This is a genomic window from Azoarcus indigens, assembly GCF_004361735.1.
In the GTDB taxonomy this organism is placed as follows: domain Bacteria; phylum Pseudomonadota; class Gammaproteobacteria; order Burkholderiales; family Rhodocyclaceae; genus Azoarcus; species Azoarcus indigens.
In genome coordinates, this window is the sequence record NZ_SNVV01000013.1 from 61,415 (window position 1) to 81,678 (window position 20,264).

Sequence of the window (20,264 nt, forward strand, 5' to 3'; positions counted from 1 at the left end):
TCCGACCGGCGGAGAGGGCGGGTGGAGCGGCCTGTGCCGCGCCGGCCGGCGACATGAAAAAAGCCCGCCCGGATGCCGGGCGGGCCGTTTGCCCAGGGCTGTGGTCAGCGCGCTGCCATCCAGGCGCGCGCCGCGTCCAGCATGCGGCAGGAATAGCCCCATTCGTTGTCGTACCAGGACAGCACCTTGACCAGCACCGAGCCATCCTCGCCCTTGATCACGCGGGTCTGGGTGGCGTCGAAGGTGGAGGACACCGTGGTGTGGTTGAAGTCGGAGGACACCAGCGGCTCGGTGTTCACCGCCAGGATGCCCTTCAGCGGGCCCTTGGCGGCGGCGGTCATCAGCTCGTTGATCTCTTCCTTGGTGGTGGCCCGCTCGGCGGTGAAGGTGAGGTCCACCAGCGAAACGTTGAGCGTGGGCACGCGCAGCGCGAAGCCGTCGAACTTGCCCACCAGTTGCGGCAGCACCAGGCCGACGGCCTTGGCTGCGCCGGTCTTGGTGGGGATGATGTTGGCGGCGGCGGCACGGGCGCGGCGCAGGTCCTTGTGGCGCACGTCCACCGTGACCTGGTCGTTGGTGTAGGCGTGCACCGTGGTCATCAGGCCTTGCTTGATGCCGACGCTCTCGGCCAGCACCTTGGCCACCGGGGCCAGGCAGTTGGTGGTGCAGGAGGCGTTGGAAACCACCGTCATGCCGGCATTGAGCACGTTCTCGTTCACGCCCATGACGATGGTGGCGTCCACATCGTCGCCGCCCGGCGCGGAGATCAGCACGCGCTTGGCGCCCTGCTCCAGCAGCGCCTGGGCCTTGGCCTTGGTGGTGTAGGCACCGGTGCACTCCAGCAGCACGTCCACGCCGTGGCTGGCCCAGTTCACGCCCTTCGGATCCTTGGTGGAGTAGAAGGGGATCTTGCGGCCGTCGAGGATGAGGGTGTTCTCGCCTTCGGTGTCCACTGCGGTGGCGAAGCGGCCGTGGGTGGTGTCGTACTTCAGCAGGTGGGCGTTGGTGGCCAGGTCACCGGACGCATTGATGGCGACGACTTCAAGTTCGCTCTGCAGGCCTTGCTCGTAAATGGCACGCAGGGTGCAGCGGCCGATGCGGCCGAAGCCGTTGATCGCAACCTTGATGGACATGGGGGTCTCTCCTCTCTACGAATCTGTGTGATGGCCGGCGCGCTCAGAGCACGGCCTTGACCGCGGCGGCCACTGCCTCGGCAGTGATACCGAAATACTTGAACAGCTCGCTGGCGGGCGCGGATTCGCCGAAGCGGTCGATGCCGACCACCGCGCCTTCCAGGCCCACGTACTTGCGCCAGCCGTCGGTGACGCCGGCTTCCACCGCCACCCGCGGCACGCCTGCCGGCAGCACGCTGGCGCGCCAGGCGCCTTCCTGGCGGTCGAACACATTGGTGCTGGGCATGGAGACCACGCGCACCGCGATGCCTTCGCCGGCCAGCGCCTTCTGCGCCGCCATGGCCAGCGCCACTTCAGAGCCGGTGGCGATGATGACCGCGGCCGGCTTGCCGCCGGCAGCCTCGGACAGCACGTAGCCGCCGCGGCGGATGTCGGCGACCTGGGCCGCGTCGCGGGTCTGGAAGGGCAGGTTCTGGCGCGAGAACAGCAGGCAGGAGGGGCCGTCGGCACGCTCGATGGCGTGGGCCCAGGCGACGGCCGATTCCACCGTGTCGCAGGGGCGCCAGACGTCCATGTTGGGGATCAGGCGCAGGGTGGCGGTCTGTTCCACCGGTTGGTGGGTGGGGCCGTCCTCGCCGAGGCCAATGGAGTCGTGGGTGAACACGAAGAGTTGGCGCACCTTCATCAGTGCCGCCATGCGCAGGGCGTTGCGGGCGTACTCGCTGAACATCAGGAAGGTGGCGGTGTAGGGAATCAGGCCACCGTGCAGCGCGATGCCGTTGGCAATGGCCGCCATGCCGAACTCGCGCACGCCGTAGTAGATGTAGTTGCCGCCGCTGTCGCGGCTGACGCCCTTGGCGCCGGACCACAGCGTGAGGTTGGAGCCGGCCAGGTCGGCCGAGCCGCCGATGAGTTCAGGGAGCTTGGGCGCATAGGCTTCGATGCTGTTCTGGCTGGCCTTGCGGGTGGCGATGGTCTCGCCCTTTTCGGTGACCTTCGTGAGCACCGCTTCGACGTGGGCGGCCCAGTCGGCCGGCAGCTTGCGCTCCTGCACCCGGCGCTTGAACTCGGCGGCGAGTTCGGGGAAGGCTGCGGCGTAGGCGGCGAACTTGTCGTTCCATGCAGATTCGGCGCTGGCGCCGGCCGGGCGTGCATCCCAGGCAGCATAGACGTCGGCCGGGATCTCGAACGCGGGATGGCTCCAGCCGATGTAGGCGCGGCAGGCTTCGATCTCGGCGGCTCCCAGCGGCGCACCGTGCACATCATGGCCACCCTGCTTGTTGGGCGCGCCGGCGCCGATCACCGTCTTGCAGCAGATCAGCGTGGGCTGGGAGGTGTTCGCTTTGGCCTGCTGGATGGCGGCTTCGATTTCGGCGGCGTCGTGGCCCTGCACGTCACGGATAACCTGCCAGCCGTAGGCTTCGAAGCGCTTCGGCGTGTCGTCGGTGAACCAGCCTTCCACATGGCCGTCGATGGAGATGTTGTTGTCGTCGTAGAAGGCCACCAGCTTGCCCAGGCCCAGGGTGCCGGCGAGGGAACAGGCTTCGTGGCTGATGCCCTCCATCAGGCAGCCGTCGCCGAGGAAGACCCAGGTGCGGTGGTCGACGATCTCATGGCCGGGGCGGTTGAATTCGGCCGCCAGCACCTTTTCGGCGATGGCCATGCCGACCGCGTTGGTGATGCCCTGGCCCAGCGGGCCGGTGGTGGTCTCCACGCCCGGGGTGTAGCCGTATTCCGGATGGCCCGGCGTCTTGCTGTGCAGTTGGCGGAAGCGCTTCAGCTCTTCGATCGGCAGGTCGTAGCCGCTGAGGTGCAGCAGGGCATAAACCAGCATGGAGCCGTGGCCGTTGCTGAGCACGAAGCGGTCGCGGTCGGCCCACTGCGGATTGGCCGGGTTGTGCTTGAGATGGTGCCGCCACAGTACCTCGGCGATTTCCGCCATGCCCATCGGCGCGCCCGGATGGCCGGAGTTGGCCTGTTGCACTGCATCCATCGCCAGGGCGCGGATGGCTCCGGTGAGGGGATTGAAGACCGGGGGCTTGACGTTTCTGGACGACTGCATGGTTTCCTCGAAGCCGGGTGGGGCGGCTGGAAAAAACCGGCATTATCGCCGATTTCGCAGGCCCTTTACAGGGCCGCCAGTGTTTCCGGAGATGTAAGTCTTTGGCACATCAGGTGAATCCGGGTTTTCCCGCATGGCGTGGGATGCGGGTCCGGCGCCGCTCTCAAACCCACTGCCGGCGGCGTTCCATCAGTTTCCAGATCAAGGGCGTGAGAATGAGCTGCATCGCCAGGTCGAGCTTGCCGCCGGGGATCACGATGGTGTTGGCGCGGCTCATGAAGGCGTCGTGGATCATCCGCAGCAGGTAGGGGAAATCCACGCCGCGCGGGTCCTTGAAGCGGATCACCACCATGGATTCGTCCAGGGTCGGCACGTCGCGGGCGATGAAGGGGTTGGAGGTGTCCACCACCGGGATGCGCTGGAAATTGATGTGGGTGCGGGAGAACTGCGGAACGATGTAATGCACGTAATCGTGCATGCGACGCAGGATGGTGTCCTGCACCGCGTCGGCGGAGTAGCCGCGTTCGCGGGTGTCGCGGTGCAGTTTCTGGATCCACTCCAGGTTGATGGTCGGCACCACGCCGATCAGCAGGTCCACATGGCGCGAGACGTCCACCTTGTCGGTCACTACCGCGCCGTGCAGGCCTTCGTAGAACAGGCAGTCGGTGCCCACAGGCAGGTCTTCCCATTCGGTGAAGCTGCCCATGGGAAGGTTCCAGCGCATGGACTGGGCTTCGTCGTGGATGTAGTAGCGGCGGCGGCCGGTGGCGGATTCGCCGTAGGCGCGGAACAGCGTCTCCAGCTCTTCCAGCAGGTTGGCTTCCGGACCGAAATGGCTGGCGCCGCGCAGGCCCTGGCGCTCGGCCTCTTCGATCTGCGCGTTCATCTCGCTGCGGGTGTAGCGATGGAAGCTGTCGCCCTCGACGATGGCCGCGTTCACGTTTTCCCGATGGAAGATCGCCTGGAAGGTGTGCTTGACCGTGGTCGTCCCCGCACCGGAGGAGCCGGTGACGGCGATGATCGGGTGTTTCATGGACATGGCGGGCTCCGGCTGCTGCGGCGTCGTGGATCGGGAAAGGAGGGCGTCAGCGGATGTCGCCGCCATGCACCCGGCGCGCGGCGACCACCAGCACGTGGACTTCCTCGAAGGAGAGATCCGGGTAGTGGTCACGCACCACGCGGTAGGCGAGGTGGTCCAGGGTGACGTTGGCCCAGCGGTTCTCCGGGGCGAAGAAGGGCGCTACCAGGTTGCAGGCTTCCTCGAAGATGTCGCGGACGTTGAGGTAGCGACGGCGCTCCTGGCGGTCAGATTGGATGGCGGAACTGGTTTCGGACATGGCGTTTCCGTACGGCTGCAATCCCGGGATGATAACGCGGGCTTGTGCGGCGCAGCGTGAGGGATGGCGGGCGATCGGATCAGGAGTGGGACTGCAGCCAGGTGCGCCATTCGGTGAACAGCGCCGGGCTGGCAGCGGCCACCACTGCACGCTTTACCGCCGGACCGGCCATCAGCGAGCCGCCGTCCAGCGCGGCGGCCTCGCCGCCGGCCTCGGCCAGGATCAGCCGGCCGGCGGCGTAATCCCACAGCATCTGGCCGCCGTGGATGTAGACGTCCAGCCGGCCGGCGGCGACGAAGCACCATTCCAGCGCACTGGAGCCGAAATTGCGCTGGGAGTAGTAGGGCGGGCGGACGGCCAACTCGTCGCCCAGGTGGTGGCTGATGCGCTTGAAATCCACGCCGGCGACGGCGTCGGCCAAGCGGGCGGCGGCCGGCCGCAGAGGCAGTTCCGCACCATTGAGATAGGCCCCGGCGCCCTGCGCGGCATAGAAGGATTCGTCGGTGATGGGGTTGTACACCACGCCGAAGCGCGGCTCATGATCCACCAGATAGGCAATGGAGACGGCGAAGAAGGGGATGCCGTTGGCGAAGTTGGTGGTGCCGTCTATCGGGTCTATGCACCACAGGCCGCGGCGGCCTTCGCTCCACAGGCGGGCCTGCTCTTCGGCGGTCATTTCCTCGCCCAGCACCGGGCCGGGAATGAGTTGAGGCAGGGCCTCGCTGAAGCGGCGCTGGGATTCCAGGTCGGCTTCGGTGAACAGGGTGCCGTCGGCCTTGCGGTTGCGCGCGGATTTCAGGTAGCGCGGCAGGATTTCCTCGCGGGCGATGTCACGGGCCAGGGATTCGAGGGCGCGAGCGCGGGCGAGTCGTTGGGCGGCGGTGGACATGTCAACTCCAGGAGAGTCCGGGCGGTGTGCCGCTGGGGAACGGCAATGGGGTCGGGACGCCAGGCGTGTCAGCCGGGAAAGGCGCGCGCCTATAATCTTACGATGATTTCACGCTTCCATTTCCCTGGCCGCCTGCCCGACAGCGGTGAAGTGCTCCTCCCCGAATCCATCGCTCATCACGCCCTGCGTGTATTGCGCCTGCGCGAGGGCGAGCCCTTGGTGCTGTTCGACGGCGAGGGCGGCGAGTGCATTGCCACGCTGCGGCCGGAGGGCAAGCGCGTCCATGCATCCATCCAGTCGTGCAGCGAAGTGGAGCGGGAGTCGCCCTTGCAATTGATGCTGATACAGGGACTGGCCAGTGGCGACAAGATGGACTGGATCGTGCAGAAGGCGGTGGAACTGGGCGCCGCCGGCATCGTGCCGCTGGCCACCGAGCGCTCGGTGCTGAAGCTGGCTGGCGAGCGTGCCGACAAGCGCCGCGTCCACTGGCAACAGGTGGTGGTGTCCGCCTGCGAGCAGTGCGGCCGCAACCGTGTTCCCGAAGTCGCGCCCGTCACAACGCTGGACGCCTGGCTGGCGGCGCACCGGGACGAACTCAAGCTAGTGCTGGCTCCGGGCGGCGAGGGCGTGCTTGCCAAGCTGCCGCGACCGGACGGGCGGGTTCATCTGCTGATTGGCCCGGAAGGCGGCTGGAGCGAGACCGAGCTGGCGCAATGCCGCACCGCCGGCTGCATGGCGATCGGTCTCGGTCCGCGGGTGTTGCGTACCGAGACGGCTGGTCTGGCCGCGCTGGCGGCGCTGCAGACTCTGTGGGGCGATCTCGCCGCTGCGGTGGACTGAGCGCCGCGTCTGCTGACTTTTTTCCCCTCTCTTCCAGGAGTCGCCGCGCATGTTCGAATCCGCCGAGCTTGGTCACAAGACGGACAAGGAAAGCTATGCCGCCGCGGTGCCTGCGCTGCGCGCCGCATTGCTGGACGCCCAGTTCGAGCTGCTGGACCTGAAGAATTTCGCCGTGGTGGTGCTGATCAACGGCATGGATGGCGCCGGCAAGGGCGAAACGGTGAATCTGCTCAACGAGTGGATGGACCCGCGCCACATCCAGACCTGGGCCTTCGACTCGCCCACCGAGGAAGAGGCGGAGCGGCCCTTCATGTACCGTTTCTGGCGCGCGCTGCCGCCCAAGGGGCGCATCGGCGTGCTCTTCAACAACTGGTACACCGATCCGATCACCGACGCCGTTCTCCACAAGCGCAAGAAGGCACGCCTGGAGCAGCGCCTGGCCGAGATCCGCCGCTTCGAGGCCATGCTGGTGCGCGAAGGCGTGCTACTGGTGAAGTTCTGGTTCCATCTTTCCAAACCCGGCCAGAAGGCGCGGCTGAAGGAACTGGAGAAGGACCCGCGCACCCGTTGGCGAGTCACCGAGCGCGACTGGCGTTTCTACGAGGACTACGACCGCTACCGCGACGTCGCCAGCCACGCACTGCGCCAGACCAGCACCGGCGACGCGCCCTGGCAGATCGTGGATGGCAGCGACCCGCGTTTCCGCGCCCTCTTCGTCGGCCGCAGCCTGCTGCAGATCCTGCGCCGCCGGCTGGAACTGGCCCATCATCCCTGGACGCCGCGCCAGGTGGCCCCGCCGCTGGCCACTGCGATGGATACCCTGGACCTGCTCGGCAGCCTCAAGCTGCGCCAGGAGATGAAGCGCAAGCAGTACGAGGACGAACTGGAGCGCTACCAGGGCCGGCTGGCGCTGCTGACGCGGGAGGCGGCGTTCCGCAAGCGCTCGCTGGTGGTGGTGTTCGAGGGCTCGGACGCGGCCGGCAAGGGCGGTGCCATACGGCGCGTCACCGCCGCCCTGGATGCGCGCCAGTACCGCATCGTGCCGGTGGCCGCGCCCAGCGAGGAAGAGCGCGCCCAGCCCTATCTGTGGCGCTTCTGGCGCCATCTGCCGCGGCAGGGCAAGGTGGTGCTGTTCGACCGCTCCTGGTACGGCCGGGTGCTGGTCGAGCGCGTCGAGGGCTATTGCTCCGAAGCGGACTGGATGCGCGCCTATGCCGAGATCAACGACTTCGAGGATCAGCTCGTCGGCGCCGGCGCGGTGGTGGTGAAGTTCTGGCTGGCCATCGGCAAGGACGAGCAACTTGTCCGCTTCAAGGAACGGGAGGCCGAGCCCCACAAGCGCTTCAAGATCACCGAGGAAGACTGGCGCAATCGCGAGAAGTGGGAGGACTACGCCCACGCGGTGTGCGACATGGTCGATCGCACCAGCACCGAGATTGCGCCTTGGAACCTGGTGGAGGCGGAGAACAAGTACTACGCCCGTATCAAGGTGCTGCGCACGCTATGCGAGCGCCTGGAGGCAGCGTTAGGCAAGTGAGCGCCGTGGCGGCTGCTGTTGTGGAGACGAATCAAATGTTGCAAACCTGCCACTGTGTAGCAGCCAACAAGCAGTCATGCTTCCGCTAGAATCCGGTCATGAAAACCCTCCGGGAGGCTGCGCCGTGAGCGATATATCCTCCCTGCCAGCCCCTGGATACTTGCCAGGTAAACGCTTGAACGCCGAATCCTCTCCCGCACAGCCTGCAGCTGCGGCGGCCAGCGTCGCTGCCGTCGATGCTTCCACCTCCCAGTTCGTCTCCTGGGTCCGGGGCGCAGCCCCCTACATCCATGCCTTTCGGGGCAAGACTTTCGTCGTAGGCTTCGGCGGTGAGGTGGTGGCGGGTGATGGCGCCCAGAGCCTGGCTTACGACTGCAACCTGCTGGCGGCCCTCGGCATCCGCCTGGTGCTGGTGCATGGCGCCCGGCCGCAGATCGATATCGAGATCGCCCGCCGCGGGCTGGAGCCGCGCTTCCACAACGGCTTGCGGGTAACCGACGCGGCGGCGCTGGAGTGCGTGAAGGCGGCGATGGCGGTGACCCGCTTCGAAGTCGAGGCGCTGCTGTCGCAAGGTTTGCCCAACACGCCCATGGCCGGCAGCTACATGCGGGTGACCGGCGGCAATTTCATCACTGCGCGCCCCTTCGGCGTCGTGGACGGGGTGGACTTCCAGTACACCGGCGCGGTGCGCAAGGTCATCGCCGAGGAAATCAACGCCGACCTCGACCAGCAGAACGTGGTGCTGATCACCTCACTGGGTGTCTCGCCTGCCGGCGAGATCTTCAACCTGTGCATGGAAGAGGTGGCGGAAGCAGTGGCGGTGGCCCTTAAGGCGGAGAAGCTCATCTACCTGTGCGACGCGCCGGGCTTGTTGGACGCCGATGGCAAGCTGATCGAGTCCGTCACCGCCGACGAGGCGCAGAGCAAGCTGGAGGCGGGCGAGGGCCTGACCGAGGATCTGCACCTCTACCTGCCCTGCGCGATCCGCGCGGTGCGCAAGGGTGTTTCCCGCGCCCACCTGATAGACCGCGACAAGGATGGCGGCCTGCTGCTGGAGTTCTTCACCCACGCCGGCGTCGGCACGGTGTTGTCGCGCGATCCCCTGTTCCGCCTGCGCGAGGCTACGGTGGAGGACGTCGGCGCGCTGGTGGCGCTGATCAGCCCGATGGAGGCGGATGGCACGCTGGTGCGGCGCGGCCGGGAGTTGCTGGAGCAGGAGATAGAGCGCTTCACCGTGGTGGAGCATGATGGAGTGCTGGTCGGCTGCGCGGCGCTTTACCCCTTCAGCGAGGACAACGCCGCCGAGCTGGCCTGCCTGGCGGTCACGCCGGAGTACCGTCGCGCCGGCCTGGGCGACCAGTTGCTGCGCCGTATAGAGCGACGCGCCCGGGTACAACGCCTGGAGCGCCTGTTCGTGCTCACCACCCGCACCGCCCACTGGTTCCGCGAACGCGGTTTCAACGAAATCGGGCCGGAGGCGCTACCGCGGCAGAAGCGCGAGCTGTACAACTTCCAGCGTCGCTCCAAGGTGTTCGTGAAGAACCTATGAAGCAGATCTGCGGGCTCCTGCTTCCCTTCGCCCAGCCCGCTCGGGACAGGGGGGCATGATGTCGCCGCAGGTGCTGCCTGCCCTGAGTGGCGTCGGTGTCGCCCTGGCGGTGATGCTGGGCGCCGGCCTGGCGCCTCCCGACAGCTGGGGGCCGGCGGGAGCCTCGGCCCTGGGCGCTGGCCTGCTCGCCGCCTTTGCCATGCGCTGTCACCTGAAGGCCGAGGTCACCCGCCGCCAGCTGGAAGCGGCCGAGCTGGCGGCGCGCATCGACGGCCTGCATGCCGCCGGCGCCATCGGCCGGGTGGGCGATGAAGAACAGACGCCGGAGCGCGCCTGCCCCTTGCGCCAGATCGAGCATGCCTCCCACCACCTCGCCCTGCTGCGCCAGGTGGCGGAAGGCGTCTATGGCGTCGAGGCGCTGTTCGACCGCCGTTGCCGGTTGAATTGGATCAGCCCCTCCATCGAGCGCCTGACCGGCTATTCACCGTCGGATTGCCTGTCGGCGGAGGAGGCCATCAGCTTCCTCGTCCATGAATCGGACCGTCGCTACTGCATGCGGGTGGCCGACCAGGTGCTGTCCGGCGGCGGTCAGCACGACTTCGAGATGCGGCTGGTGCGCCGCGATGGCAGCTTCGGCTGGGTGGCCTGCCACTGGCGGCCGGTGATCGGCGAGGATGGCGAGATCGAAGGCCTGCGCATGTCGGCGGAAGACATCCAGGGCCGCAAGGAGGCGGAGTACAAGCTGCTGGAGACGGTGGCCGAGCTGCGCCGCGCCCAGGCGCTGCGCGAGCACTACCTGTCGCGCAGCAACGACGAACGCCAGCGCCTGGCGGCGCTGCTGAATGTCATCCGCCTCGGCATCCTGTTCATCGACCACGATCACCGGGTGCTCTATTTCAACCGCGCGATGCTGGAGATCTGGGGCTTCCCGCCGGACGAGAACCTGATCGGCATGCGCGACGTGGTGCTGCAGAGCAAGGTGGGGGCGCTGCTGGAAGAGCCGGAATCCTTTTTCGCTCATGTCCAGGCCATCGTTGGCGCCCGCGTCGCGGTCAGCGACCGGCATGAGCAGCGCTTCCGCGATGGCCGCATCGTCACCGACATCTCGGCGGTGGTCGAGGGCGGGCAAGGGCGGCGCGGCATCGGCCGGGTGTGGATTTACGAGGACGTCACCGAGCAGCGCCGCATCGCTGCCCAGCTGGTGTCGCTGGCCGAGCGCGATCCGCTGACCAATCTCTACAACCGCCGCCGCTTCCACGAAGAACTGGAGCGCCTGCTGGCGGAAGCCGAGCGCCATGGCGTGCAGGTGGGCCTGGTGGCGATAGACCTGGACGGCTTCAAGCCGATCAACGACCGTTTCGGTCACCAGGCTGGCGACGAGGTGCTGATCGGTCTGGCCGAGGGCGTGGGGCGTATCGTTCGCCGCAACGAGATGTTCTTCCGTCTCGGCGGCGACGAGTTCGGTGTGTTGGTTCCCGACACCAATGAGCGCGAATTGTCGGAACTCGCCGGACGCCTGGTCGATGGAGTGGATGCGCTGAAGTTCGAGTTCTGCGGCGAAACGGTGGGGGTGACAGCCAGCATCGGCATCGCGCTCTATCCCGCCCATGGCCGCGACGGCGAGGCCTTGATGGCGGCGGCGGACGAGGCGATGTACCGCTCCAAGAGCGGTGGGCGCAATCAGTGGTCGGTGGCGCACCCCAAGAACAATCTGGCTGCGCCCCTGAATACCGGAAGCCGCTAGCCGGGCACGGAAGCTGCGTAGCCCGATGCCGCGCCGGTGGCGCCCGGGCTGCTAAAATGCAGTGCTCCGAATTTGATGAACTTTTCAGGGAAGGAAGAAACGATGGCTCGCATGGTCAACTGTGTAAAGCTCGGCCGGGAAGCGGAAGGGCTGGACCTGCCGCCGGTGCCGGGCGAGCTCGGCAAGCGGATCTTTGAAAACGTGTCCAAGGAAGCCTGGCAGCAGTGGGTGAAGTACCAGACCATGCTGATCAACGAAAATCGCCTGAACCTGATGGATCCGCGTGCGCGCAAATACCTCGCCGAACAAATGGAGAAGCACTTCTTCGACGGCGGTGCGGATCAGATCGGCGGCTTCGTGCCGCCCCCGGCTCAGTAAACGCCTTGCCGTGCGGCCGTCTCAAGGGGCGGCCGCCGTAATGAAAAAGGGATGGCCCTGGCGGGCCATCCCTTTTTGCTTCAGATCGCGCTTTCGGATGCTGCCCAAGCCCTCAGGCGTTGCTTATTCGCCCTTTGCCGCTGCGCTCTGGGCCGACTTCGCATAGCGGATGTCGCGGCCCTGCACCAGGAAAACCACGTATTCGGAAATGTTCTTTGCATGGTCGCCGATGCGTTCGATCGACTTGGCGATGAACAGCACTTCCAGGCTGTTGGAGATGGTGCGCGGGTCTTCCATCATGAAAGTGATGAGCTGGCGCATGATGCCCTTGAAGCTGGCATCCACCTCTTCGTCCTGGCTCTTGATGACGGGCGCGTTGGTGACGTCGGCGCGGGCGAAGCCGTCCAGCGCGCTGCGCAGCATGTCCAGCGCCAGCCCGGCCGCGTAGCCGAGTTCGACGCGAGGCATGAAGGGCACTTCGCCGGCATGCAGGCGCTTGCCGGCCTTGGCGATCTTCTTGGCCTCGTCGCCGATGCGTTCCAGGTCGGAGATGGACTTGATCACCGTCATCACCAGGCGCAGGTCCACTGCCGCCGGTTGGCGCTTGGCGATGATGTGCTGGCAGGCCTCGCCCAGGTCGACTTCGAGCAGGTTGATGCGGTGGTCGCCTTCGATGACGCGGTCGAGCAGGCCGACGTTGCCCGTCTTCAGTCCTTCCAGGGCGTTGGCAACCTGGGTTTCCACCAGGCCGCCCATCTGCAGCACGCCGGTGCGGATCGCCTCGAGTTCGGCATCGAACTGCTTGTGGGTATGTTCGCTCATTTTCGCCATTGCACTATCCAAGAGTGGGGCAGGCTAGCACGCCCGGGTTAAGGATTTGTTTCAGCCTGGCGGCTTCATCTGCGGGCCCGGCGCTCGACGCCGCCGGCACCGGCGAGCAGCAGCATATCCGCGCCGCGGCGAGCGAACAGGCCATTGGTGACGACGCCGACGATCTGGTCGATGCGGTTCTCCAGCGCCAGCGGATCGGTGATGGAGAGGCCGTGCACATCCAGGATGATGTTGCCGTTGTCGGTGACGAAGCCTTCGCGCAGGCGCGGCTCTCCGCCCAGCGCGGCCAGCGCGCGGGCAACCTGGGCGCGGGCCATCGGGATGACCTCCACCGGCAGCGGGAAGCGGCCCAGCGGAGACACCAGCTTGCTGGCGTCGCAGATGCAGACGAAGCGGTTGGCGACCGCGGCCACGATCTTCTCGCGCGTCAGCGCGCCGCCGCCGCCCTTGATCATGCTGAAGCCGCTATCGATTTCGTCGGCGCCGTCCACGTACACCGGCAGTTCGGTGACGTCGTTGAGGTCCAGCAGCGGGATGCCGTGCGCGGCGAGGCGGCGGGCGCTGGCCTCGGAGCTGGAGATGGCGCCGCGGATGCGTGACTTGATGCCGGCCAGGCCGTCGATGAAATGGTTCACCGTGGAGCCGGTGCCGACGCCGACGATGCTGCCTTCTTCGATGTAGTCGAGCGCGGCCAGCGCGGCGGCCTTCTTGAGTTCGTCCTGGGTCATGGGCTGTCCTGGTGGGTAATTCAAATCAGTCCGTGGAAGGGCTGCACGGGCACTGTCTCGCCGGCCTGCACATCGCCCCGGGCTTCGTCCAGCAGGATGAAGCAGTCGGCTTCGCACATGGAGCGCAGTATGCCCGAGCCCTGCGCACCGGTAAGGCTGACGCTGAGGCGGCCGTCCACGCGGCTCAGGCGGCCGCGCAGGAATTCGGTGCGGCCCACAGGCTTGCGTATGGTCTCGCTGCTGACGGCCTCGAACAGTTGCGGCTCGGGGGTGGGCGACACGCCCATCAGCTTGAGCAGAGCCGGCCGCACGAACTGGTAGAAGGCCACCATGGTTGCCACCGGGTTGCCGGGCAGGCCGAACAGCAGCGCCGCGCCGAGGCGGCCGAAGGCCATCGGCCGGCCAGGCTTCATCGAGATGCGCCAGAAGGCGACTTCGCCCAGCCGGGCCATGATGTCGCGCACGAAGTCGGCGTCGCCCACCGAAACGCCGCCGCTGGTAACGATCGCATCCGCGTTGGCGGCGGCGTGGCGGAAGGCCGCTTCCAGCTCGGCAGGGCGGTCCGGGATCACGCCGAGGTCCGCGATCTCGCAGCCCAGCCGGGTGAGCAGGCCGTGCAGGGTGTAGCGGTTGCTGTCATAGATCTGGCCGGCGGCGAGTGGCGTGCCGATGGAGGCGATCTCGTCGCCGGTGGAGAACACGGCCACCCTGGGCCGCCGGAGGACGCTCAGTTCGGCCAGCCCCAGCGATGCCGCCAGGCCGAGCTCGGCCGGGCCGAGCAGACGGCCGGCGGGCAGGGCGATGCTGCCCGCCGCCAGGTCTTCACCGCGCCGGCGCAGGTTCTGGCCGGCCTGCTGGCCGGGGGGCACGAACAGCAGTTCGCCCTCCCGCCGCACTACTTCCTGCATGACGATGGTGTCGGCACTGGCAGGGACGACGGCGCCGGTCATGATGCGGATGGCCTGGCCGCTGCCCAGTTCGCCGTCATGGGGCTTGCCGGCGAGGGCGGTGCCGGCCACTTGCAGCCGGCTTTCGCTGTTGATGGCTAGGTCGGCGGCGCGCAGGGCGTAGCCGTCCATCGCCGAGTTGTCGTGGGCGGGGACGTCCAGCGGGGAAATGACGTCGGCCGCGAGTACGCGACCGAGCGCCGCGGGCAAGGGCAGGATTTCGACGCCGCTTAGCGGCCGGACGCGTTCGAGGATGGCGGATCGGGCGTCGGCGACGCCGAGGGGCGGACTTCCGGGAAGTGAACTCATTGCTCTGGAACGGGACGCTGCGGCCGGGAGGCGGCCGCGATGGCGGCCATTATTACCACAAGCCGCAAGGCTTTTGGCGCAGCGTCCTGCGCGTCAGGGCGGCGGTGTTCAGATTTCCAGGTTGTCGATCAGGCGGGTGCGGCCCAGCCTCGCGGCAGCCAGCACCACCAGCGGGTCGTCGGCGTGTACCGGCGGCTGCAGGTCGGCGCGCCGGCGCACGGTGATGTAGTCAGGCACCCAGCCGTGGCGGGCGAGTTCGTCCATGGCATCGGTTTCGAGCTTGAGGAAGTCGTGGTCGCCGCCGCGCACCGCCTGGCAGATGGTGGAGAGCAGGTGGTACAGGCGCGGCGCCTCGGCGCGTTCCTGGGCAGAGAGGTAGCCGTTGCGGGAGGAGAGGGCGAGGCCGTCTTCCGCGCGCACGGTTTCGCCCGGCAGCACCTCCACCGGCAGCGCGAACTCGCGGACCATGTTCGACAGCACCATCAGCTGCTGGTAGTCCTTCTTGCCGAACAGCGCTACGTCCGGCTGCACGATGTTGAGCAGCTTGAGCACCACGGTGGCGACACCGCGGAAATGGCCAGGGCGGAATTCACCGTCGAGGATGCTGGTCTGGGCGGGCGCCGGGTCGACGTGGTAGCGCTGGGGCTGCGGGTACATCACCGTTTCGTCCGGCGCGAACAGGTGGGCGACACCGGCGGCTTCTAGCTTCTCGCAGTCCTGCGCCAGCGTGCGCGGGTACTTGTCGAAATCCTCGGCGGGGCCGAACTGCAGGCGATTCACGAAGATGCTGGCGATCACGCTGTCGGCGTGGCTGCCGGCCTGGCGCATCAGGGTGATGTGGCCGTCGTGGAGATTGCCCATGGTCGGCACCAGGGCGACCTTGCCGGCCTTGGCGCGGGCGGCGCGCAGGCTTTCTATCGTGGTATGGATCTGCATGCTGGGGATCTGCGGGGGAGGAATCGACTGCTCAGTAGCAGTGCTCTTGGGCGGGGAAGCTGCCGTCGCGTACCGCGGCCACATAGCCCGCTACCGCTTCCTCGATGCTGGCGGCGCCGGCCATGAAATTCTTGACGAAGCGCGCCTTCTTGCCGGGATAGACGCCCAGCATGTCGTGCAGCACCAGCACCTGGCCGTGACACTGCGGCCCGGCGCCTATGCCTATGGTGGCCATGCTCTTCAGGCTGGCGGTGATATCGGCCGCGGCCGTGGCGGGCACCATTTCCAGCACGGCCAGCGCGGCGCCGGCCTGCTCCAGCGCGAGCGCATCCGCCTTCAGGCGGGCGGCGCCATCCTCGCCGCGGCCCTGCACCCGATAGCCGCCCAGTTGGTGGACCGACTGCGGGGTGAGGCCGATGTGGGCACAGACCGGTACGCCGCGCTCAACCAGGAAGCGCACTGTCTCGGCCATGTATTCGCCGCCTTCCAGCTTCACCATCTGCGCGCCGGCGGCCATGAGGCGGGCGGCATTGCGCATCGCCTGTTCGGGGCTCTCCTGGTAGCTGCCGAAAGGCATGTCGGTGACGACGAAGAGGCGGTTGCTGCCGCGGGCCACGCACTCGGTGTGGTAGGCCATCTGCTCCAGGGTGACCGGCAGCGTGGATTTCTGGCCCTGCAGGACGTTGCCCAGCGAATCGCCGATCAGCGCAACGTCCACGCCGGCACGCTCGAGCAGCGCAGCAAAGCTGGCGTCGTAGCAGGTAAGCATGGCGATCTTGCGGCCTTCGGCGCGCATTCTGCCCAGCTCGAACAAGGTGACGGGTTTGTCGTCCTGCAGATAGCTCATGGGAGACTCCTGTGCGGAGGCGCGAGTTTTCCCCAAACTGGTGCAATGCACAAGGGTGTTAGCTGCTTTGGTGCATTGCTTTTCGCCCGCTCATTCCGCGTAGCCGAAAAACTCGCGGTAGCTGCGCATGTGGCGCAGGCGGTCCAGCAGCAGCTCGAAATCCTCGTCCTTGTCCACCGGGTTCAGCACGCCTGCATCGACGACGAAGAGGGGCGCGGCATCGTACTGGTAGAAGAAGCGGGCATAGCGCTCGGCGACCCGCTCCAGGTAGTGCTCGGTGATGCGCCGCTCGGCATCGAGGCCGCGGCGGCGGATGCGGTCCATCAGCGTGTCCGGCCGGGCCTGCAGGTAGATGACCAGGTCCGGCTGCGGCGGCGCCGGTGGCTTCATGGCGTCGAAGATGCGCTGGTACACCGCCAGTTCCTCTTCGGCGAGGTTGAGGCCGGCGAACAGCGGATCCTTGTCGAGGATGAAATCGGACACCACCCGGCGGTCCTCGTCCGCCGGGGGCGTGGCCATGTGGGCGGCGAGTTGGTCGATGCGCTGGAACAGGAAGGAGAGCTGGGTGGACATCGCCCAGCGGTCGGCATTCTGATAGAAGCGGCCGAGGAAGGGGTTGGCTTCCGGCTGCTCGAACATGCCTTCGGCCGGGAGCCGGTCGCACAGGCGGCGGGCGAGGGAGGTCTTGCCGGCCCCGATGGGCCCCTCGACCACGATGTAGCGGGCTTTGTCGAGCATGGACAATCAGCTGCGGAAGATGAAATAGACCGCGCCCAGCATACACAAGGCGGCCCAGAGATAGTCAAGCTTGAGGGGCTGCTTCATGTAGAGCACGACGAAGGGGATGAAGACCAGCAGGGTGATGACCTCCTGCATGATCTTCAGCTGCGGCAGCGTGAGGCTGCTTGCGCCGATGCGGTTGGCCGGCACCTGCAGCATGTACTCAAACAGGGCAATGCTCCAGCTGACCAGCGCCGCCAGATACCAGGCGCGATGCTGCATGTTCTTCAGGTGCCCGTACCAGGCGAAGGTCATGAACACGTTGGCGAGGGTGAGCAGGCCCGCGGTCTGGGCCCACACCGGAATCGATTGCAACCAGGACGGCATGCCGGAACTCTTGAAGGGGTGCGTTACAGGGGGATTGCGGCTTGGTCCGCCACTGCCGGGAGCAGGGTCGCCAGATCGCCGTGGCCGGGAATGTGCAGGCCGGGAGCGAGCTCGGCCAGCGGGCGCAGTACGAAGGCGCGCTGATGCATGCGCGGGTGGGGCAGGGTCAGCTCGCCATCGTGCCACCGGGTCTCGCCATACAGGAGGAGGTCCAGGTCCAGCGGACGGGGCGCGTTGCGATAGGCCCGGCTGCGCCCGGCGGCCAGTTCCAGCTCCTGCAGGGCGTGCAGCAGTTGCAGCGGCGCCAGGCCGGTATCCACCGCGATGACGGCGTTGATGTAATCCGGCTGGCCGGGGGCGTCCACCGGTGCGCTGCGGTAGAGCCGGGAGCGGCCGGCGAGGCGGGTGGCTGCCAGCGCGCTCAGCTGCGCCAGGGTCTGGTCGAATGCGGCCGCCGGGTCACCGAGGTTGGCGCCGAAGGCGATATAGGCACGGACCGCTTGAGGCGCGCCGCCGCCGCAGGCGGCCTGCCTCACGAGGCTTCGGCAGGAGCGGGGGCGCTTTCGCCGCTGCCCGGCTTGCGCCGGCGACGCCGGCGCTTGCGTGCCGGTGCCTCGGTGGCGGGAGCTTCGGTCAGCAGCGCCTCCCGGTCGTCCTGGCCGGCGTGGGCGAACCGGTCCCACCAGTCGGGTACGGCCATCGGAATCTCGCCGGACTGCGCGCGCAGGCGCAGGAAATCCCAGGCGGCGCGATAGCGCGGCTGTTCCAGCAGGCGGTAGGGCATCTTGCCGGAGCGCTTGTCGAAGCGCGGCTGCAGCGCCCAAATTTCCTTGATGTCGCCGACGATGCGGCGGGTAATGGCCAGCTTGCCGGCCTGGGCGTCCAGCACCTCGTCCATGGCGGCGAACAGGGCTGGCTGCGGATGCTCGCCGGCGCGCTTCTTGGCCTCCCAGGCGGCGAGCACCTCGTGCCACAGCAGGGTGGCGAAGAGGAAGCCGGGGGAGACCGGCTTGTCCTGGCGGACGCGCTCGTCGGTGTTCTCCAGCGACAGCCAGACGAAGCGCTCGCCCATCGGTTGTTCGAGGATCACATCCAGCAGCGGCAGCAGGCCGTGGTGCAGGCCCTGCTCGCGCAGCTGCTGCAGGCACTTCACCGCGTGGCCGGAGAGCAGCAGCTTCAGCATCTCGTCGAACAGGCGCGCGGCCGGAACGTTCTCCAGCAGCACCGACATTTCGCGGATGGGGCCGCGGGCGGCGGGGTCCAGCGTCAGGCCCAGCTTGGCGCCCAGGCGTACCGCGCGGAGCATGCGCACCGGGTCTTCGCGGTAGCGGGTGGGCGGGTCGCCGATCATGCGCAGGGTTTTCTGCTGGATGTCGGCCACGCCGTGGTGGTAGTCGACGATGGTTTCGGTGCCGGGGTCGTAGTACAGCGCATTCACCGTGAAGTCGCGGCGGGTGGCGTCCTCCGGCTGGGTGCCGAACACATTGTCCTGCAGCACCCGGCCGTGCTCGTCGGTGACCGCGTCCTGGCTGGCACGGAAGGTGGAGACCTCTATGGTCTCCGGCCCGCTCATCACGTGAACGATCTTGAAGCGGCGACCGATGACGCGGGAGCGCCGGAACAGGCCGCGCACTTCCTCGGGCGTGGCGCTGGTGGCGACGTCGTAATCCTTGGGCGGATGGCCGATCAGCAGGTCGCGGACGGCGCCGCCGACGACGAAGGCTTTGTGGCCGTGTTCCTGCAATACCGCACAGACCTTGCGCGCTGCCGGGGATAACTGGTCGCGGCGGATGCCGTGCTGTTCTACCGGGATGAGGGCGGGTTCGGGTGCGGGCGGGGTCGCGGTGCGGTTGAAGACCTTGCGCAGCAGCTTGCGGATCATCGGAAGGTGGCGGGTTCTTGCGACATAAGGCGGGGATCATAACCCAAGGCAAGGCGCGGAAATAGCGGCGGCTCGCCCGGAGGTGGGGCTGGAAGCCCTTGCTTCGCCGGCCTGGGATCTGTTGCGTCGCGACGGACGGCCTGCTTCTTCCGTTGCACTCGGGGATTGATCCTTTCGGGTTACACCGTCAGTTGCCGGATGGTGTGGTTTGGAATCCGCCAGATGGCGCCGCCGCGATATTCGCTGAGTTGGATCGATGTCGATTGAGTTTTCTCCTTGGAGATAAATAGTCGGCTCCGAATGCGGGCAATGCGACCGTGCTCAATTCGGCGCAGACGGTGCTCGGCCGCAACGACTTCGACCTGAACGGGGTCGTCAGCGGTAGCGGGAACTTGGTCAAGCGCGGGAGCGGGGCTCATGAGCGGCTACTCGGATACCACCACCACGGTCGGCTGACGCGGCGGAAAGAAAAAAGCCCCGGATTTCCGGGGCGTTTCGCCTTGCGTCCGTGGCCGGTGGCGCCTCAGGCGCGCAGCGAGATCACCGGCCAGCCGTGTTCCACCGCGTGGGCGCGCAGAGTGTCGTCCGGATCGACCGCGATCGGGTTGCTCACCCGCTCCAGCAGCGGCAGATCGTTGCGCGAATCGCTGTAGAACCAACTGCGCTCGAAGCTGCCGGCATAGAGGCCCAGCGACTCCAGCCAGGCATCCACCCGCTCGATCTTGCCGGCCTGGAAGGCGGGCACGCCGCGCGCCTTGCCGGTGAAAGCGCCGCCTTCCTGCGCCGGAATGGTGGCGACCAGGTGGGGAATGCGGAATTCGCGGGCGATGGGGCCGGTTACGAAGCTGTTGGTGGCGGTGACGATGGCGACCAGCGCGCCGCTGGCGAGGTGGCCATCCACCAGTTGGCGCGCCTGCGGCGTGATCATCGGCCGGATCGAGGTCTCCAGGAATTCCCGGTGCCAGGCGTCCAGCTGCGCGCGCGGATGGCGGGCGAGGGGGGCGAGCTGGAAGTCGAGGAAGGCGAAGATGTCCAGCGTGCCGGCCTTGTAGTCCTCGTAGAAGGCGATGTTCTTCGCCTCCTGCACCTCGCGGTCGAGCACGCCCTTGGCGATCAGGAACTGGGCCCAGGCGAAGTCGGAGTCCCCATTGAGCAGGGTGTTGTCGAGGTCGAAAAGTACGAGATCCACAATGTGTTCCAGGTGAGTG

21 protein-coding genes are annotated in these 20,264 nt (G+C 67.2%); 5 read left to right on the forward strand and 16 right to left on the reverse strand.

The annotated features are described in order from the left end of the window. Positions 1 to 104: 104 nt before the first annotated feature. The 5 genes from gap to C7389_RS15380 form a co-directional block, all read right to left on the reverse strand. Positions 105 to 1,133, reverse strand: a complete 1,029-nt coding sequence (gap, locus tag C7389_RS15360) for a type I glyceraldehyde-3-phosphate dehydrogenase (RefSeq protein ID WP_133593024.1) — start codon at positions 1,131 to 1,133, stop codon at positions 105 to 107. 43 nt (positions 1,134 to 1,176) lie between these two features. Continuing rightward, positions 1,177 to 3,195 (reverse strand): transketolase, encoded by a 2,019-nt coding sequence (tkt, locus tag C7389_RS15365; protein WP_133593026.1) that lies wholly within the window; start codon positions 3,193 to 3,195, stop codon positions 1,177 to 1,179. Positions 3,196 to 3,358: 163 nt separating this feature from the next. Beyond that, on the reverse strand, positions 3,359 to 4,234 hold the full coding sequence (locus C7389_RS15370) for a phosphoribulokinase (protein ID WP_133593028.1): 876 nt from the start codon (positions 4,232 to 4,234) through the stop codon (positions 3,359 to 3,361). 46 nt (positions 4,235 to 4,280) lie between these two features. Further along, entirely contained in the window at positions 4,281 to 4,532 is a 252-nt protein-coding gene (locus tag C7389_RS15375) for a hypothetical protein (protein ID WP_133593030.1), read from the reverse strand. A gap of 79 nt (positions 4,533 to 4,611) precedes the next feature. Beyond that, the gene (locus C7389_RS15380) at positions 4,612 to 5,421 is read right to left on the reverse strand and encodes an inositol monophosphatase family protein (RefSeq protein WP_133593032.1); all 810 of its coding nucleotides are present in this window, start codon (positions 5,419 to 5,421) and stop codon (positions 4,612 to 4,614) included. A gap of 102 nt (positions 5,422 to 5,523) precedes the next feature. Here C7389_RS15380 and C7389_RS15385 point away from each other — a divergent pair, with 102 nt between their 5' ends. From C7389_RS15385 to C7389_RS15405, 5 genes are all read left to right on the forward strand, one after another. Continuing rightward, positions 5,524 to 6,261, forward strand: a complete 738-nt coding sequence (locus C7389_RS15385) for a 16S rRNA (uracil(1498)-N(3))-methyltransferase (RefSeq protein ID WP_133593034.1) — start codon at positions 5,524 to 5,526, stop codon at positions 6,259 to 6,261. A gap of 49 nt (positions 6,262 to 6,310) precedes the next feature. Continuing rightward, a complete protein-coding gene (gene pap / locus C7389_RS15390; protein WP_133593044.1) occupies positions 6,311 to 7,798 on the forward strand; it encodes a polyphosphate:AMP phosphotransferase in 1,488 nt (495 codons plus the stop codon). 175 nt (positions 7,799 to 7,973) lie between these two features. Continuing rightward, positions 7,974 to 9,347, forward strand: a complete 1,374-nt coding sequence (gene argA / locus C7389_RS15395; protein ID WP_133593046.1) for an amino-acid N-acetyltransferase — start codon at positions 7,974 to 7,976, stop codon at positions 9,345 to 9,347. 55 nt (positions 9,348 to 9,402) lie between these two features. Next, on the forward strand, positions 9,403 to 11,091 hold the full coding sequence (locus C7389_RS15400) for a sensor domain-containing diguanylate cyclase (protein ID WP_246034785.1): 1,689 nt from the start codon (positions 9,403 to 9,405) through the stop codon (positions 11,089 to 11,091). 102 nt (positions 11,092 to 11,193) lie between these two features. Continuing rightward, the gene (locus tag C7389_RS15405) at positions 11,194 to 11,469 is read left to right on the forward strand and encodes an oxidative damage protection protein (RefSeq protein ID WP_133593152.1); all 276 of its coding nucleotides are present in this window, start codon (positions 11,194 to 11,196) and stop codon (positions 11,467 to 11,469) included. Between the two features lie 123 nt (positions 11,470 to 11,592). Here the strand turns inward: C7389_RS15405 and phoU are convergent, their stop codons facing one another. The 11 genes from phoU to C7389_RS15460 all read right to left on the reverse strand — a co-directional run bounded on the left by phoU (position 11,593) and on the right by C7389_RS15460 (position 20,245). Beyond that, complete coding sequence (gene phoU, locus C7389_RS15410) at positions 11,593 to 12,291, reverse strand: phosphate signaling complex protein PhoU (protein WP_133593048.1); 699 nt, start codon at positions 12,289 to 12,291, stop codon at positions 11,593 to 11,595. Positions 12,292 to 12,365: 74 nt separating this feature from the next. Further along, positions 12,366 to 13,028 carry a ribose-5-phosphate isomerase RpiA gene (gene rpiA / locus C7389_RS15415; RefSeq protein WP_133593050.1) on the reverse strand — a complete coding sequence of 221 codons (663 nt, stop codon included), beginning with the start codon at positions 13,026 to 13,028 and terminating at the stop codon, positions 12,366 to 12,368. A gap of 20 nt (positions 13,029 to 13,048) precedes the next feature. Further along, positions 13,049 to 14,284 carry a molybdopterin molybdotransferase MoeA gene (gene moeA / locus C7389_RS15420; RefSeq protein WP_133593052.1) on the reverse strand — a complete coding sequence of 412 codons (1,236 nt, stop codon included), beginning with the start codon at positions 14,282 to 14,284 and terminating at the stop codon, positions 13,049 to 13,051. 108 nt (positions 14,285 to 14,392) lie between these two features. Next, a complete protein-coding gene (gene panC / locus C7389_RS15425) occupies positions 14,393 to 15,220 on the reverse strand; it encodes a pantoate--beta-alanine ligase (protein ID WP_133593055.1) in 828 nt (275 codons plus the stop codon). Between the two features lie 31 nt (positions 15,221 to 15,251). Next, positions 15,252 to 16,067, reverse strand: a complete 816-nt coding sequence (gene panB, locus C7389_RS15430) for a 3-methyl-2-oxobutanoate hydroxymethyltransferase (protein WP_133593057.1) — start codon at positions 16,065 to 16,067, stop codon at positions 15,252 to 15,254. A 90-nt stretch (positions 16,068 to 16,157) separates the two neighbouring features. Further along, positions 16,158 to 16,805 (reverse strand): deoxynucleoside kinase, encoded by a 648-nt coding sequence (locus C7389_RS15435; protein WP_133593059.1) that lies wholly within the window; start codon positions 16,803 to 16,805, stop codon positions 16,158 to 16,160. 6 nt (positions 16,806 to 16,811) lie between these two features. After that, positions 16,812 to 17,174 (reverse strand): DMT family protein, encoded by a 363-nt coding sequence (locus C7389_RS15440; RefSeq protein ID WP_133593061.1) that lies wholly within the window; start codon positions 17,172 to 17,174, stop codon positions 16,812 to 16,814. Positions 17,175 to 17,197: 23 nt separating this feature from the next. Beyond that, positions 17,198 to 17,710: a 2-amino-4-hydroxy-6-hydroxymethyldihydropteridine diphosphokinase gene (gene folK, locus C7389_RS15445; protein WP_133593063.1), complete on the reverse strand. Its 513-nt coding sequence runs from the start codon at positions 17,708 to 17,710 to the stop codon at positions 17,198 to 17,200. After that, complete coding sequence (pcnB, locus tag C7389_RS15450) at positions 17,707 to 19,056, reverse strand: polynucleotide adenylyltransferase PcnB (protein ID WP_133593065.1); 1,350 nt, start codon at positions 19,054 to 19,056, stop codon at positions 17,707 to 17,709. The genes folK and pcnB overlap by 4 nt, the downstream gene beginning before the upstream one ends. Before the next feature lie 179 nt (positions 19,057 to 19,235). Next, a complete protein-coding gene (locus tag C7389_RS15455) occupies positions 19,236 to 19,475 on the reverse strand; it encodes a hypothetical protein (RefSeq protein ID WP_133593066.1) in 240 nt (79 codons plus the stop codon). Positions 19,476 to 19,579: 104 nt separating this feature from the next. Next, positions 19,580 to 20,245 carry a histidinol-phosphatase gene (locus tag C7389_RS15460; protein WP_133593068.1) on the reverse strand — a complete coding sequence of 222 codons (666 nt, stop codon included), beginning with the start codon at positions 20,243 to 20,245 and terminating at the stop codon, positions 19,580 to 19,582. Positions 20,246 to 20,264 lie beyond the last annotated feature (19 nt).

What these genes read in the sequence shown, in the direction of transcription:
- gap (WP_133593024.1), bottom strand. Translation starts at nt 1,133, where the DNA reads ATGTCCATCAAGGTTGCGATCAACGGCTTCGGCCGCATCGGCCGCTGC.
- tkt (WP_133593026.1), bottom strand. Translation starts at nt 3,195, where the DNA reads ATGCAGTCGTCCAGAAACGTCAAGCCCCCGGTCTTCAATCCCCTCACC.
- C7389_RS15370 (WP_133593028.1), bottom strand. Translation starts at nt 4,234, where the DNA reads ATGTCCATGAAACACCCGATCATCGCCGTCACCGGCTCCTCCGGTGCG.
- C7389_RS15375 (WP_133593030.1), bottom strand. Translation starts at nt 4,532, where the DNA reads ATGTCCGAAACCAGTTCCGCCATCCAATCTGACCGCCAGGAGCGCCGT.
- C7389_RS15380 (WP_133593032.1), bottom strand. Translation starts at nt 5,421, where the DNA reads ATGTCCACCGCCGCCCAACGACTCGCCCGCGCTCGCGCCCTCGAATCC.
- C7389_RS15385 (WP_133593034.1), top strand. Translation starts at nt 5,524, where the DNA reads ATGATTTCACGCTTCCATTTCCCTGGCCGCCTGCCCGACAGCGGTGAA.
- pap (WP_133593044.1), top strand. Translation starts at nt 6,311, where the DNA reads ATGTTCGAATCCGCCGAGCTTGGTCACAAGACGGACAAGGAAAGCTAT.
- C7389_RS15400 (WP_246034785.1), top strand. Translation starts at nt 9,403, where the DNA reads ATGATGTCGCCGCAGGTGCTGCCTGCCCTGAGTGGCGTCGGTGTCGCC.
- C7389_RS15405 (WP_133593152.1), top strand. Translation starts at nt 11,194, where the DNA reads ATGGCTCGCATGGTCAACTGTGTAAAGCTCGGCCGGGAAGCGGAAGGG.
- phoU (WP_133593048.1), bottom strand. Translation starts at nt 12,291, where the DNA reads ATGAGCGAACATACCCACAAGCAGTTCGATGCCGAACTCGAGGCGATC.
- rpiA (WP_133593050.1), bottom strand. Translation starts at nt 13,028, where the DNA reads ATGACCCAGGACGAACTCAAGAAGGCCGCCGCGCTGGCCGCGCTCGAC.
- moeA (WP_133593052.1), bottom strand. Translation starts at nt 14,284, where the DNA reads ATGAGTTCACTTCCCGGAAGTCCGCCCCTCGGCGTCGCCGACGCCCGA.
- panC (WP_133593055.1), bottom strand. Translation starts at nt 15,220, where the DNA reads ATGCAGATCCATACCACGATAGAAAGCCTGCGCGCCGCCCGCGCCAAG.
- panB (WP_133593057.1), bottom strand. Translation starts at nt 16,067, where the DNA reads ATGAGCTATCTGCAGGACGACAAACCCGTCACCTTGTTCGAGCTGGGC.
- C7389_RS15435 (WP_133593059.1), bottom strand. Translation starts at nt 16,805, where the DNA reads ATGCTCGACAAAGCCCGCTACATCGTGGTCGAGGGGCCCATCGGGGCC.
- C7389_RS15440 (WP_133593061.1), bottom strand. Translation starts at nt 17,174, where the DNA reads ATGCCGTCCTGGTTGCAATCGATTCCGGTGTGGGCCCAGACCGCGGGC.
- pcnB (WP_133593065.1), bottom strand. Translation starts at nt 19,056, where the DNA reads ATGATCCGCAAGCTGCTGCGCAAGGTCTTCAACCGCACCGCGACCCCG.
- C7389_RS15455 (WP_133593066.1), bottom strand. Translation starts at nt 19,475, where the DNA reads ATGAGCCCCGCTCCCGCGCTTGACCAAGTTCCCGCTACCGCTGACGAC.